The sequence below is a fragment of the Rubrivivax albus genome, assembly GCF_004016515.1.
Taxonomy (GTDB): domain Bacteria; phylum Pseudomonadota; class Gammaproteobacteria; order Burkholderiales; family Burkholderiaceae_C; genus Rubrivivax; species Rubrivivax albus.
Window position 1 is genome coordinate 196,737 of record NZ_SACT01000010.1, and the last position, 13,471, is coordinate 210,207.

The 13,471-nt window shown below is 72.7% G+C and carries 14 protein-coding genes; 8 read left to right on the forward strand and 6 right to left on the reverse strand.

All coding sequences use genetic code 11. From position 1 onward, the window contains the following. Positions 1–8 precede the first annotated feature (8 nt). The gene (locus ENE75_RS22770) at positions 9–776 is read right to left on the reverse strand and encodes a fumarylacetoacetate hydrolase family protein (protein WP_128200999.1); all 768 of its coding nucleotides are present in this window, start codon (positions 774–776) and stop codon (positions 9–11) included. Beyond that, positions 773–1,480, reverse strand: a complete 708-nt coding sequence (locus ENE75_RS22775; RefSeq protein ID WP_128201001.1) for a fumarylacetoacetate hydrolase family protein — start codon at positions 1,478–1,480, stop codon at positions 773–775. Before ENE75_RS22775 ends, ENE75_RS22770 begins: the two co-directional genes overlap by 4 nt. A 124-nt stretch (positions 1,481–1,604) precedes the next feature. Here ENE75_RS22775 and hpaR point away from each other — a divergent pair, with 124 nt between their 5' ends. The 7 genes from hpaR to ENE75_RS22810 are packed head-to-tail and all read left to right on the forward strand — an operon-like array spanning position 1,605 to position 8,145. Further along, on the forward strand, positions 1,605–2,036 hold the full coding sequence (gene hpaR, locus ENE75_RS22780) for a homoprotocatechuate degradation operon regulator HpaR (protein WP_233259224.1): 432 nt from the start codon (positions 1,605–1,607) through the stop codon (positions 2,034–2,036). 23 nt (positions 2,037–2,059) lie between these two features. Continuing rightward, positions 2,060–2,938, forward strand: coding sequence for an amidohydrolase family protein (locus ENE75_RS22785; protein WP_128201005.1), 879 nt, complete (start codon positions 2,060–2,062; stop codon positions 2,936–2,938). Between the two features lie 54 nt (positions 2,939–2,992). After that, complete coding sequence (locus ENE75_RS22790; protein WP_199232393.1) at positions 2,993–4,705, forward strand: choice-of-anchor B family protein; 1,713 nt, start codon at positions 2,993–2,995, stop codon at positions 4,703–4,705. Positions 4,706–4,710: 5 nt separating this feature from the next. After that, positions 4,711–5,706, forward strand: coding sequence for a FixH family protein (locus tag ENE75_RS22795; protein WP_128201007.1), 996 nt, complete (start codon positions 4,711–4,713; stop codon positions 5,704–5,706). 5 nt (positions 5,707–5,711) lie between these two features. Beyond that, a complete protein-coding gene (locus tag ENE75_RS22800) occupies positions 5,712–7,064 on the forward strand; it encodes a cytochrome-c peroxidase (RefSeq protein WP_128201009.1) in 1,353 nt (450 codons plus the stop codon). After that, positions 7,061–7,684, forward strand: a complete 624-nt coding sequence (locus tag ENE75_RS22805) for a class I SAM-dependent methyltransferase (protein ID WP_128201011.1) — start codon at positions 7,061–7,063, stop codon at positions 7,682–7,684. Before ENE75_RS22800 ends, ENE75_RS22805 begins: the two co-directional genes overlap by 4 nt. Positions 7,685–7,689: 5 nt before the next feature. Continuing rightward, positions 7,690–8,145 (forward strand): methyltransferase family protein, encoded by a 456-nt coding sequence (locus tag ENE75_RS22810; RefSeq protein ID WP_128201013.1) that lies wholly within the window; start codon positions 7,690–7,692, stop codon positions 8,143–8,145. 9 nt (positions 8,146–8,154) lie between these two features. Here ENE75_RS22810 and ENE75_RS22815 read toward each other — a convergent pair whose 3' ends face one another. The 3 genes from ENE75_RS22815 to ENE75_RS22825 form a co-directional block, all read right to left on the reverse strand. Further along, entirely contained in the window at positions 8,155–8,445 is a 291-nt protein-coding gene (locus tag ENE75_RS22815; protein ID WP_128201014.1) for a cupin domain-containing protein, read from the reverse strand. Positions 8,446–8,548: 103 nt separating this feature from the next. Then, positions 8,549–9,790, reverse strand: coding sequence for a hypothetical protein (locus ENE75_RS22820; RefSeq protein WP_128201016.1), 1,242 nt, complete (start codon positions 9,788–9,790; stop codon positions 8,549–8,551). A 7-nt stretch (positions 9,791–9,797) separates the two neighbouring features. Further along, the gene (locus ENE75_RS22825; RefSeq protein WP_128201018.1) at positions 9,798–10,592 is read right to left on the reverse strand and encodes an enoyl-CoA hydratase-related protein; all 795 of its coding nucleotides are present in this window, start codon (positions 10,590–10,592) and stop codon (positions 9,798–9,800) included. A 126-nt stretch (positions 10,593–10,718) separates the two neighbouring features. On the opposite strand from ENE75_RS22825, the gene ENE75_RS22830 reads away from it, so the two are divergent. Further along, positions 10,719–12,170, forward strand: a complete 1,452-nt coding sequence (locus ENE75_RS22830; protein WP_158289059.1) for a phenylacetate--CoA ligase family protein — start codon at positions 10,719–10,721, stop codon at positions 12,168–12,170. Here the strand turns inward: ENE75_RS22830 and ENE75_RS22835 are convergent. After that, positions 12,073–13,446: a leucyl aminopeptidase family protein gene (locus ENE75_RS22835; RefSeq protein ID WP_128201022.1), complete on the reverse strand. Its 1,374-nt coding sequence runs from the start codon at positions 13,444–13,446 to the stop codon at positions 12,073–12,075. The genes ENE75_RS22830 and ENE75_RS22835 overlap by 98 nt on opposite strands. Positions 13,447–13,471: the final 25 nt, after the last annotated feature.

The following is a 13,471-nucleotide window of genomic DNA, read 5'->3' on the forward strand; positions in this document are numbered from 1 at the left end:
CGGATCTCCTAGCGTCCGAAGGGCTCGTCGCCCACGATGGTGTTGACCAGGCGGCCGAGGCCATCGATCTCCGTGATCACCTCGTCACCGACGTTCACGTTGACCACACCGTCCGGCGTGCCGGTGAGGATGACGTCACCGGGCTGAAGCGTCATGAAGCTGCTGAGGTACTCGATCAGCGACGGGATGTCGTTGACCATGTTCGACGTGTGGCCCTGCTGCGTGACCTGGCCGTTGACCAGCGTGCGCAGCGTCAGGTCGTGCGGATCCGGCACGTCGGCCGCATCGACGAACCAGGGGCCGAGCACGGTGGCGCCGTCGCGGTTCTTCACCCGCAGGTTCGGGCGGTACCAGTTCTCCAGGTAGTCTCGGAAGGCGTAGTCGTTGCAGACGGTGTAGCCGGCCACGTGTGCCATCGCCTCCGCCGCCTTGACGTTCCGCACTGGCGCGCCGATGACCACGGCGAGCTCGCACTCGTAGTGCATGAAGCTCACGTCCTTTGGCCGGCGCGTCATGCCGCGGTGGCCCAGCAGCGCGCCCGGACCCTTGAAGAACACCAGCGGCTCGTCCTTGGCGGTGACCGTGAGTTCCTTTGAGAGCTCCTTGACGTGGTCGGCGTAGTTCAGGCCGAGCGCGATGACGGTGCCCACCTCGAACGGCGGCAGCCAGACGACGTCGGATTCGGCGAGCACGCGGCCATCGGCCAGCTGCAGGCCCCTCTGGTGCGGCTGCGCGTCGTGCAGTGCGCCGGCGTAGGCGACGCGGGCGGTCTTCATGGGTGAGCCTCCGCGGTGTCTGCGGCTTCAGCGACCAGGCGGCCTTCGAGGCGGCCGAGGGCACCCAAGCCCGCAGCCTCGATCGTGAAATTCTGCCCCGCCCGCGCCTGCGGCGCGCCGGCGATCAGGCCCAGCAGTAGCACGTCGCCCGGGCGCAGCGTCATGAACTCGGTGACGTCCTGCAGCAGGCGTGAGGCCGAGCGGACCAGGCCGTCGAACCGCACGGTCTGCACGACCTCACCGTCGACCCGAACCGACAGTTCGACAGCGTTCGGATCGGGCACCCTCGCCGCAGGCGCGACAACGGGCCCGAGCAGACAGGAGCCGTCGCGCGCACGCAGCCGCACGCTGGGGCGGTACCAGGCGGCGTGCGGGAGGCAGAGGTCGGCCACCAGGAGGACACCGGCGACATGCGCCAGCGCGTCGCCTTCGGACACGCGGCAGGCCGTGTGGCCGATCACCAGGCCGAGCGTGGCGCCGATCTCCAGCGAACCGCAGGCCGGCACCGCGACATCGGCGCCGCTGGGCGCCTGCGTGTGGCGGGGCTTGAGGTACAGCACCGGCGCCTTGGGCGGCGCCTTGTACGGCGCGGCGTGCACGGCATCGCCGAGCGCGGCCAGCGTCGCCGGGTCGTTCAGCAGCGTGCCGTAGACGACACCGGAAAGGCGGTACGGCGGCACGGCGATGGCGAGATCGGGCGTCATGGATGGGCCGTCATGGCCGGGTATTCACTAACATGTAAACGACTCTAATTGCTAACATGTGAGCATGTCAAGAGCGCCTCGATCGACCGAGCGTCCGACGACCGTGTCGTTCGCGCATCGGAACATGCCCTTGCTGCTGCTGCAGACGCGCGAATGCGTGCTCGCCCGCTTCAGGCCGGTGCTGAAGGCCCATGGGCTGACCGAGCAGCAGTGGCGCATCCTGCGCCTTCTCATGGAGACGGGGCCGCTGGAGCCGCGCCAGATCGGCCAGCGCTGCGCCATCTCGAGCCCCAGCATGGCCGGCATCCTCGCCCGCATGGAGGCGCTGGGCCTTGTGGTGCGCGAGCGGCTGGCGCACGACCAGCGGCGCCTGCGGGTGACGCCCACCGCCAGCAGCCAGGCGCTCGTGCAGCGGATCGCCCCCCGCATCGACGCCGAGTACACCGCCATCGAGGCGCAACTCGGCGCGACGCTGGTCGCCACGCTCCTGGCCACGCTCGACGAGGTCATGGCCAGGCTCGGCCCGGCCGCCGAACCGTCGGAAGACGCTGGCTGAGGCGCCCGGTGCGCAGGCCAACCATGCAAGCCGCCATCACGCCCGCGCGCCGGTTCGTCGCCTTGTGCGTGCTGCTGGCCACGATGCCGGGCCACGCCGCCGCCGCGGCACCGCTGCCGATGATCGACGCGCACGCGCACTACACGGCCGCGGACGCCGACGTGCTGTCGCCAGCCGACATCTTGGCGCGGCTGGACGCCGCCGGCGTTCGCGGTGTCGCGATCTCCGGCACCCCGGCCGGCCTGGCACAGCGCCTGCACCGCCATGCGCCGCAGCGCGTCTGGCCCTTCCTCGGGGTCTACACCTCCGACCGCGACAAGGCCACGTGGATGCACGACGCGGGCCTGCCGCAGCGGGTGCGCGCCGAGCTGGACACCGGCCGCTGGACTGGCCTGGGCGAACTGCACCTGTTCGCACCCGACGCCAACAGCCCGGTGTTCGCCGCACTGGTGCACCTGGCCGCCGAACGCGGCCTGGTGCTGATGCTGCACGGAGATGCCGAGGTCGTGGACCGTGCCTTCGCGCTCGCGCCGAGGCTGCGTGTGCTGTGGGCGCATCTGGGCACCGAACCGGACCCGGCGACCGTTGCGCGTACGCTGGCGCGGCACGTCGGTCGTGCACTGTGGGTGGACACCTCCGTGCGCGACGACCGCATCGCGCCCGGCGGCGTGCTGTTGCCGGCCTGGCGCGCCCTGTTCGAGCGTCACCCGGAGCGTTTCGTCGTGGCCGTCGACGCCTTCAGCACGCAGCGCTGGCAGCGCTACGGGGCCGTGGTCGACAGCATCCGCACCTGGGTCCAGGCCCTGCCGCCATCGCTTGCACAGCGCCTGCTGCACGACAACGCCGCGGCCATGCTCGGCGAACCTCCCACATCCGCGGTACCCACTGGCCGCCCCCGCTGATAGAGTCGGCCGATGCCGGCCTCGCGGGCGGCCCAGGAAGCAGGAGGCCTGAGGATGACTCGATCCACACTTGCGCGCGCAGGGCTCGGCCGGCCTGGCGTGCGCGGGCCACGGGCCGTGCTGGGCATGGCCGCAGTGCTCGCCATGCTCGGCGCCGGCGCGCCTGCGGCACACGCCCACAGCGCGATGTTCCCCGACGGCTTCCGCTTCGACGACAGCAACGAGGGCCCGAGCGCCGCGCAGCTGCGCCAGCAGCGCCCGGCCAACGCGCCTGCCGGCGTGTGTGCCGGTGGCCAGGCCGACGGCTACCCCTGCAGCAAGGTCGACCTGCGTGCCTTCGTGCCCAAGGCCTCGCTCGGCGGCGGCACGCAGAACCTCAACGACATCTGGGGCTGGACCGACCCGCTCACCGGTGCCGAGATCGCCATCGTCGGCCGCACGCATGGCACGGCCTTCGTCGACATCAGCGTGCCCACCGCGCCGGTGCTGCTGGGTTTCCTGCCGTCGCACAACGGTGGCAGCGACGCCTGGCGCGACATCAAGGTCTATGCCGACCACGCCTTCATCGTCGCCGACGGCGGCGGCAACGCCAGCCACGGCCTGCAGGTCTTCGACCTGCGCACGCTGCGCGGCCTGCCGCCGGGTGGCACGCTCAGCGAGACGGCCCACCTGGGCACCTTCGGGCCGGCACACAACATCGCCATCAATGAGGACACCGGCTACGCCTACGTCGTGGGCAGCAACCGCTGCAGCGGCGGCCTGTACATGGTGGACGTCTCCAGCCCGCAGGCGCCGGCCTTCGCCGGCTGCTTCTCGGCCGACGGCTACACGCACGACACGCAGTGCGTCGTCTACGCCGGGCCTGATGCCGCCTACGCCGGGCGCGAGATCTGCGTGGCCTATAACGAGGACACGGTCACCGTGGTCGACGTGACCAACAAGGCCAACCCGCAGATGCTATCCCGCACCCCGTACGCCGGCGTGCGCTACACGCACCAGGGCTGGTTCCTCGACGGCAGCCACGACACGATCATCGTCAACGACGAACTCGACGAGAGCAGCAACGGCCACAACACGCGGTCCTACCTGTTCGACCTGTCCGACCTGGACCGCCCGGTGGAGATCGGCCGTTACACCGGCCCCACGCCGGCCATCGACCACAACCTCTACACGCGCGACGGCTACGTCTTCGAGACCAACTACCGCGCCGGCCTGCGCATCCTCGACGCCTCCGCGGCGCGCAGCGGCACGCTGACCGAGGTGGCCTACTTCGACACCATCCCCGGTTCCGACGCGCCGCAGTTCTCCGGCACCTGGAGCAGCTACGTCTGGTTCGGCAGCGGCAACGTCGTGCTCAGCGACATCGGCGGCGGCCTGTTCGTCGTCGCGCCCGACTGGGACGCCATCGGCGGTGGTGGCGGCGGCAGCAGCTTCGAGAACACCACCCCGGTGGCCATCCCCGACCGCAACCTGGCCGGCGCCACCAGCGCCATCGCCGTCACGCGCAGCGGTCAGGCGGGCACGGTCGAGGTCACGGTGGACATCACGCACCCGGCCATCGGCCAGCTCATCGTGGACCTGATCTCGCCCGCCGGCACCGTGCGCAACCTGCACAACCGCACCGGCGGCAGCACCGACAACCTGCAGCAGACCTACACCGTGGACGCCGGCACCGAGGCCGCCGAGGGCACCTGGCAGCTGCGCGTGCGCGACATCCGCCGGCGGCAGACCGGCACGCTGCATGGCTGGCGCATCCGGTTCCCGTGACGGGGGTGCACCGCGGCGTCCGCCAGGCCCTGGCGGCCCTGGCGATGCTGGCGGGCGGCACCTGGGCTGCCCTGGCGGCCGGGGCGGCCGCCGGCACGCCGGCAGGCGACGCACCCGCAGTGTCGGCACCGGCCTTCGCGGCCGGGCGCGCGGCACTGGCCGCGGCAGAACGACATGCCGCCACGTCGCGCCAGGCCCTGATCGACGCGGCCGCGCTGCGGCGGGCCCTGGCGTCGCGCCGCCCGGCCGGGCCGGCGGCGACTGCCGATGCCGCCCGCCTGGAGCAGTTGCAGCGCCAAGGCGCCGAAGCGCGCGACCAGGCCGAAGCGTCGCGCCGTGACGCCGCGGCTAACTTTGCCCGCGGTCTGGCCGCCGGCTGGCCACAGTGGGTGCGCGACACCGCGCCGCTGACGCTGGACACCGACCTGCGCCAGGCCCTGGCCCCTGGCGCCGCGCACAACGCCCGGGTGCGCAGCGTACACCCGAATATGCCGCCACCGATGGCCCAGGCACCGGTGTCACCCGCCGCGTCCGCCTCCGCGCCGCTGGACGAGGCCTTCACGCTGCAGTTCCCGATGCTGGCGTCGCAGAACCCGCCGCGCAACCTCGACATCGCGTCCTTCCAGCTGTCGCGCGACGCCCGTTTCGTGGCCCACATCGAGGTCGACACCGCGGCGGACAGGGCGTCCGACGGCCCCACCGGCGCCGCCGCGGTGCCGCTGAACCGCCTGCACCGCTGGCGGTTGCTGGTGGCCGACCTGCACGGCGCGCCGGTGCAAGGTGCGCGCATCGACGTCGGCGGCCACATGCCCGGTCACGTGCACGGCCTGCCGACCCAGCCGCGGGTGACCGGGGAGATCGCGCCCGGTGTCTACCGCGTGGACGGCCTGAAGTTCCAGATGGACGGCTGGTGGGTGATGCAGTTCGAGATCCAGCCCGCAGCGGGCGCGGACGGCACCCTGCCGGCCCCGGACAACGTGGCCTTCAACCTCGTGTTCTGACACCCATGCCTGCACGCTTCCTGGCCTGGGCATCGGCACGCCTGCGACGCGATCTGACCGCCGCGCTGCTGGCCCTGCAGGCCTGCACGGCCTGGGCAGCCACGCCGGCAGTTGATGCCTACCGCTTCACCGCAGCCGACCGCGCCTTCCTGGCCACGCTGACGCTGGACCGCCTGCCCCCACCGCCACCCAGCCCGTCGAACGCCTGGGCCGACGACCCGCGCGCAGCGCAGCTGGGCCAGCGCCTGTTCTTCGACCCGGCGCTCAGCGACAGTGGCCGCTTCGCCTGCGCCAGTTGCCACCAGCCGGCGCGGCACTTCACCGACGGCCTGCCGCGCGCCGTGGCCGCCGGCACGGCGCGCCGCCACACACCCAGTCTGCTGGGTGCGGCGCACGGCCCCTGGCTGAACTGGGATGGCAGCGCCGACAGCCTCTGGGCCCAGGCCCTGGGGCCCATCGAGCACGCCGACGAGATGGCCACGCCGCGCAGCCGCTGGGTCGGCCGCGTGCTGCAGACCCAAGGCGCGGCACTGGCGGCCGTCTTCGGGCCGGTGCCCGACCTGCCGGAGGCCGCGGTCCTGGCCAGGCCGATGTCGCCGCTGGGCGATGCCGCTGCCCAGGCGGCCTGGCAGGCCCTGCCATCGACGCAGCGCGACGCCATCGACCGCGTCTTCGCGCAGACCGGCAAGGCGCTGGCCGCCTACCAGCGCCGGCTGAAGATGGCGCCGGCGCGGTTCGACCGCTTCGTGCAGGCGCTGCAGCGGGACGACGACGCCGCGGCCCGCCAGCAGATGGCGCCCGACGAGGTGGCCGGCCTGCGCCTGTTCGTCGGCGCGGCGCGCTGCGTCAGCTGCCACAACGGGCCGCTCTTCACCAACCACGAGTTCCACAACATCGGTGCGCCCGAGCCCGACCGCAGCCGCGTCGACCTGGGCCGCGCCGACGGCGTGCAGCGGCTGCAGGCCGGTACTTTCAGCTGCCTGTCGCCGCACAGCGACGCGAACGCCGAGCGCGACTGCGGCGAGATGCGCTTCCTCAAGACCCAGGGCCCGGAACTGGTGGGCGCCTTCAAGACGCCCAGCCTGCGCAACGTGGCCGCCACGGCACCCTACATGCAGGCCGGCCAGCTGGCCACGCTGGCCGACGTGCTGGCCCACTACAACCAGCCGCAGCCGCCGTTCTACGACCCGGCACAGCACCCGAGCCGGCCCCACTTCGACATCCTGCCGCTGCAGCTGACGCCGTCGCAGCTGGGCCAGCTGGCCGCCTTTCTGGGCACGCTGACCTCGCCGCTGCCCACCGACGCCCCCTGGTGGCAGGCGCCGCCACCGCCCACCGCCACGCCGACACGACCATGACCACCTTCTCCGACGCCGCCGACACCTGGAACCGCCGCTTCACCGGGGCGGGCGACGCCTTTCTCTTCGGGCGAGAACCCAACGCCTGGCTGCGCCGCCATGCGGCGTGGCCGGCCGGCGCGCGCGTGCTCTGCGTGGCCGACGGCGAGGGCCGCAACAGCGTCTGGCTGGCGCAGCAGGGGCTGCGGGTCGATGCCTTCGATATTGCCGAGGCCGGCGTGCGCAAGGCCCGCGCGCTGGCGGCCGAGGCCGGCGTGACGGTGCACTACGACGTGGCCGACGTCGACGGCTGGGCCTGGCCCGAGGCCGCCTACGACGGCGTGGCCGCGATCTTCGTGCAGTTCGCCGACCCCGCCCTGCGCAGCCGCCTGTTCGCCCGGATGCAGCGCTGCCTCAAGCCGGGAGGCCTGCTGCTGCTGCAGGGCTACACGCCGCGCCAGCTGGACTACCGCACCGGCGGGCCGGGACAGCTGGATCACCTGTACACCGAAGCCCTGCTGCGCGACGCCTTCGCCGGCATGGAGATCGTGTCGCTCGAGGACTACGAAGACGACCTCGCCGAAGGCAGCGGCCACCACGGGCGTTCGGCGCTGATCGGTCTGGTGGCGCGCCGGCGCTGAGCACGATGGTCGGCGCTGCCCTGGTCGCCGCACAGTTCGGCCTGCTGGCCGTGCTGGCCGGCCTGGCGCTGGCGCCAGGGCGGTGGCCGCAGGTCGATGCCGGCCTGCTGCTGGCCGCCGGGGTAGTGCTGGGACTCTGGGCACTCAGCGCCAACCGGCCGGGCAACTTCAACATCCGTCCGCAGCCGCGTGATGGCGCGGTCTTCGTGCACCGCGGTCCCTACCGCTGGGTCCGGCACCCGATGTACAGCGCCCTGCTGCTGGCCGGCCTGGGCGCGGTGCGCATGGCCGGGGGCGGCGATGAGGGCGGCTCGCTTCCAGCCCTGGGCTGGGTCGCCTGGCTGGTGCTGCTGGGCGTGCTGTGGCTGAAGTCCAGCGTCGAGGAACGCGCGCTGCTGCGCGTGTTCGACGGCTACGCCGCCTACCGGCAGCGCAGCGGCCGCTTCCTGCCCGGGCTCTGAGCGCCCGTGTCAGCCGGGCTGCTGGCGCCGCGCCACGCGGTAGGTGGCACCGTGCGGGCCGTAGCGTTCGGCGTGTGGCGTCAGCGCCGCCAGCTCGAAACCGTCGCCAGGCTGCAGGTGACGCGTCTGGCCCCCGTGCTCGAGCCACATCTCGCCGCGCACGACCAGCGCGCGTGCATCGAACGGGTGGGTGTGTTCCGGCACCAGTTCGTTGGCACCCCAGTCGCGGTCCAGGATCTGGTCGAAGCCGTCGGCACGGGCCTGGGCGTCGAAACGGTCGATCAGGTCGTACGGATTCATCGGGCGCTCCCAGGAATCAGTGGCATCGCATCATGCCCTGTCCGGCACCGACGCATGCACGCCGGGGCATCGCCGGTCCAGGGTTCACGCAGGCGCCGATGGGTCACGGCCTGCCCAGGCTCAGCAACGCCAGCCGGGCCAGGTCGCTGGTGCCGTCGGTGGCGGCCGCGTCCCGGGCCGCTGTCAGCGCCGTGCGCGCCGCCGCCGTGTCACCCGCGGTGCGCAGGGCCTCGGCCAGGCGCAGCTGCAGGCGGGGCTGCGGCGCCTTCTGCACGGCCTGGCGCATCAGGGCCAAGCCGGCGTCGCGCTGGCCGGCGGTGAACTGCGCCCAGCCGGCGGCCAGCGCCAGCGCCGGGTCGCGGGCCAGCAGCGCCGGCCCGTCGGACGTGCTGCCGGCCGCGTCGGCCACCGCTGCCTTCGTGGCCTTGTCCCGCAGGGCCTGGTGCTGTGCCGCCTGCGGCCCCTGGCCCAGCCGGCCGGCCGCGAAACCGGCGTCGAGCACGGCCTTGGCTTCGGCCGGAAAGCCGGCGCGCAGCGCCAGGTCGCCGTGCTGCAGATCCGCCTCGGTGGTGGCGAAGGCACCGACATGCCGGCTCAGGCGGAACAGGTCGAGCGTCAGCGCCTCGTCGAAGCCCGGCTGGCGCAGCAGGCGGGCCAGGCGGTCGGCCCAGAGCTCGGGCTTGGGCGCCAGCGCGATCAGGTCCTCCAGCACGCGGGCGTAGCCCGCCTCGTCGCCCATCTTCAGCAGGTTGCTGGCCTGCAGCCGCAGCTGCGGCTCGGTCGGTACCTGCCCAGCGGCACGCTGCTGCGTGGCCAGTTCAGCCAGCACCTGCGCTGCCGGTGCGTGCTGGCCCTGAAGATACAGCGCCTGCGCCAGGCGCAGCCTGGTGATGTCGGCCGTGGCACCGGCGGCCAGCGCCTGCCGTGCCCAGTGCACCGTCTTGTCGTAGTCCTTCAGCGCATAGGCCGCGTTGGAGGCCTGGTCCATCAGCGTGGCCTTGAGCTCGGCCTCCACCTGGCCCGTGGCCAGTGCGGCCTCCAGCGCCTTCAACGCACCAGGCGTGTCGCGCTGGCCGGCCGCTGCCAGGAAACGCAGCCGTTCGAGCACGTAGGTCTCGAAGGGCGTACGCCCGGCCACCTGCTCGGCCGCCTGCAGCTGCTGCAGGGCGGTGGCGAAGTCCTTGTCGTTGATGGCCTTCTGCGCCGCCTGCAGCGGCGGCGCGATCTCCGGACGCAGTGTCGGCGCCTCGGCAGCCGGCGGTGGCGTCTGCGCCCAGGTGTCACCCAGGTGGCAGCACGCCCCAACAGCCAGCAGCACGGCAGCAACGGTGGGATGCAGTCTCATCTGCGGCTCAGCGGTCGGTGAAGCTGGGGGCGCGCTTGGCGAGGAAGGCGGCCACGCCCTCGGCAAAGTCGTGCCGGCGGCCGAGTTCGCGCTGGGTGTCCGCCTCCAGGGTCAGCGCGTCGGGCAGGGACAGGTCGCCCGACGCATCGATGACGCGGCGTGTCTGCGCGATGGCATGCACCGGCATGGCCGCCAGACGCGCGGCCAGGGCATGGGCCTCGTTCATCAGCACCGCATCGTCCACGCAGCGCCAGATCAGGCCGATGCGTTCGGCCTCCTCGGCCGGCAGCTTGTCGCCCGACATCGCCAGGCCCAGGGCACGCGCACGGCCCACCAGGCGCGGCAGCAGCCAGGTGCCACCACAGTCCGGCACGAGGCCGATCTTGGAGAAGGCCTGGATGAAGCTGGCGCCACGCGCCGCCAGCACGAAGTCGGCCAGCAGCGCGAAGTTGGCCCCGGCGCCGGCGGCCACGCCGTTGATGGCGGCGATCACCGGCACCGGCATGCTGTGCATTCGCAGGGCCAGCGGGCGGTAGTGGCGTTCGATGACGGCGCCGACGTCGGGTGGGCCGTCGGCGGCGTTGCCCATGTCGGCGTCGTTGAGGTCCTGGCCGGCGCAGAAGCCGCGGCCGGCGCCGGTGACGACGACGGCACGCACCGTGGGGTCGGCCGCGGCGGCGTCCAGGGCCGGCAGCAGCTGCGCATGCATCGCGGCGGTGAAGCTGTTGAGCGCCGCGGGGCGGTTGAGCGTGATCACGCGGGTCGGGCCCTGCGTGCTGACGAGGATGGGGGCGTCGGACATCGTGGTCTTCCGGTCGGGGAAGCCGGGATGTTATGCGCTCGGTCCGGCCCGGCCCATCGGGGCCGTCACCGGCCCTGGCTTGATCGGGCGCAAGGCCGCAGTGGCCTCGCACGCTACCTTGGTGGCATGTCCACCCTGGTCGACCCCGCCACCGCCAGCTGGGCTGTGGCCTCGGCGCCGGTGCACGACGCCGAGGCATGGGCCGCGCTGCAGCGCCAGCGGCTGACGGCCCTGTTGCGGCATGCGGTGCAGGCCTCGCCCTATCTGGCCGGGCAGTTGCGGGGCCTGGACCCGGACCGCGCGGCGTTGGATGACCTGCCGGTGCAGCACAAGCGCACGTTGATGCGGCACTTCGATGCCTGGGTCACCGATCGGTCGCTCACCCTGGAGGGCCTGCGCCGCTTCGTGTCCGACCCCCACCGCATCGGCGACACCTGCGGACCGGGGTGCGCCGTGTGGGAAAGCTCCGGCAGCCGCGGCGAACCCGGTCTGTTCGTGCACGACCCAGGCGCGTTGGCCGTGTACGACGCGCTGGAGTTCCAGCGGCCGGCGCCGCTGCGCCCGCTGCAACGCCTGTGGGACCCCTTCTGGTGGGGTGAACGCATGGCCTTCGTCGGCGCCATCGACGGGCACTTTGCCAGCCAGGCCTCGCTGCAGCGGCTGCGCCGGCGCATGCCGTGGCTGGCCGACCAGTGGCGCGGCTTTTCCATCCTGCAGCCGCTGCCGGCCCTGCTGGCCGAGCTGCAGGCCTTCGCGCCGACGGTGCTGACCACCTACCCCACGGCCGCGTCGATGCTGGCCGAGGCGCAGGCCGAAGGGCGGGTCAGCTTGTCACTGCAGGAAGTCTGGACCGGCGGCGAGACACTGGGCCGCACGCAACGCGCGCGCATCACCGAGGTCTTCGACTGCCCGCTGCGCCACAGCTACGGCGCCAGCGAGTTCCTGCCCCTGGCCGCCGAATGCCGCGAACAGGCGCTGCACGTGAACGCCGACTGGGTGATCCTGGAGCCGGTGGACGCGCGCGGCCGACCGGTGCCGCCCGGCGTGCTGTCGCACGACACGCTGCTGACCAACCTGGCCAACGGCGTGCAGCCACTGATCCGCTATGCGCTCGGCGACCGCACCCGCTGGCGGGTCGGTCCCTGCGCCTGCGGTTCGGCACTGCCAGTGATCGAGGTCGAGGGACGTTGCGACGATCTGCTCGAGCTCGAGGGCGCCGACGATCGACCCGTGCGCCTTCTGCCGCTGGCGCTGAGCACGCTGCTGGAGGACGAGGCCGGCCTGTTCCACTTCCGACTGGAGCAGACCGGGCCGTCGGCCTTGCGCCTGCGCCTGCCCGGTTCGAACAACGCGGCCGCGCGCCACGCCGTGCAGGTGCTGAAGCGATACGTGGCCGACCAGGGCGCCCGCCACGTGCAGGTGACGCTGCACTGCGGCCATCCGCTCCCGCACGGTCGCAGCGGCAAGCTGCAGCGGGTGGTCAGCCGAAGCGCGCCTCCAGCCAGTGCAACAGCGTGCGCAGCGTCTGCGCCTCGCCGCCCACCGGGCGGCCGGGGCGGGCCTGGTCGTTCCAGCTGAACAGGTCGATGTGCAGCCAGGGCAGGTCCGCCGGCACGAAGTCGGCCAGGAACAGCGCCGCGCTGATGGCGCCGCCCATGGCGTTGCGGCCGGTGTTGACGATGTCGGCCACCGGGCTCTCGATGCCGGCGTGGTAGTCGGCCCACAGCGGCATGTGCCACAGCGGGTCCTGCAGCGCCAGGCCGCTGTCCACCAGCTGCCGCGCCAGCGCGGTGTCACGGGAGAACAGCGCCGGCAGCGCCGGCCCCAACGCCACACGCGCCGCACCAGTGAGCGTGGCCAGGTCGATGATGACCTCGGGCTTCGATTCCGCGGCATAGGCCAGCGCATCGCACAGGATCACGCGGCCCTCGGCGTCGGTGTTGCCGATCTCGATGTGCAGACCCTTGCGCGACCTGAAGACATCGCCCGGCCGGAAGGCGTTGCCCGACACAGCGTTCTCCACCGCCGGGATCAGCAGCTGCAGGCGCACCGGCAGCTTCAGCGCCATGACCATTTGCGCCAGGCCCAGCGCGTTGGCCGCGCCGCCCATGTCCTTCTTCATCAGGCGCATGCCGTCGGCGCTCTTCAGGTCGAGGCCGCCGCTGTCGAAGCACACGCCCTTGCCGACGATGCTCAGCTTCGGGTGCTTGGGGCTGCCCCAGCTGAGCTCGATCAGGCGCGGCGCGCGGGCCGCGGCACGGCCCACGGCGTGGATGGCGGGGAAGTTGGCCTTCAGCAGCGCGTCGCCCACGGTCTCCTTGACCTTGGCGCCATGCTGCTTCGCGACCAGCTTCACGGCGGAAGCCAGCTCGGCCGGGCCCATGTGTTCGGCCGGCGTGTTGACCAGGTCACGCACCGAGGCGATGGCCGTGGCCAGCATCAGGCCGCGCTCAGTGGCCAGGCCGGGCGCCAGCTGCAGCGTGGCGGGCTCGCGGCGCGTGGCCTTGTAGGTGTCGAAGGCGTAGCCGCCCAGTTCCCAGGACAGCGCGGCCGCCTCGTCGGGCACCTCCAGCCCGTCGTCGGCGATGCGGTAGGTGCCCGGTGGCAGCGCGGTGGGCAGCGCGGCCAGCACCCACGGCGAGTCGGCGGCGGTGACGCCGGCCCAGACCTCCTTGACGCCGCCGTCGCCATCGGGCACTAGCACGTGGCGGTCGGCTTCACCCTGGAAGCCCGTGGCCTTCAGCCAGCGCTGCGTGGCGGCCGGCGCCGTTCGCAGGTGGGTGGGGAAGCTGGCGCGGTCGACGATGTGCAGGGGCACGGCGCGGGCGCCGGGTGTCTTGAGTTCTACGGGCATGGCAGCGGGGAGGGGTGCAGGCCGG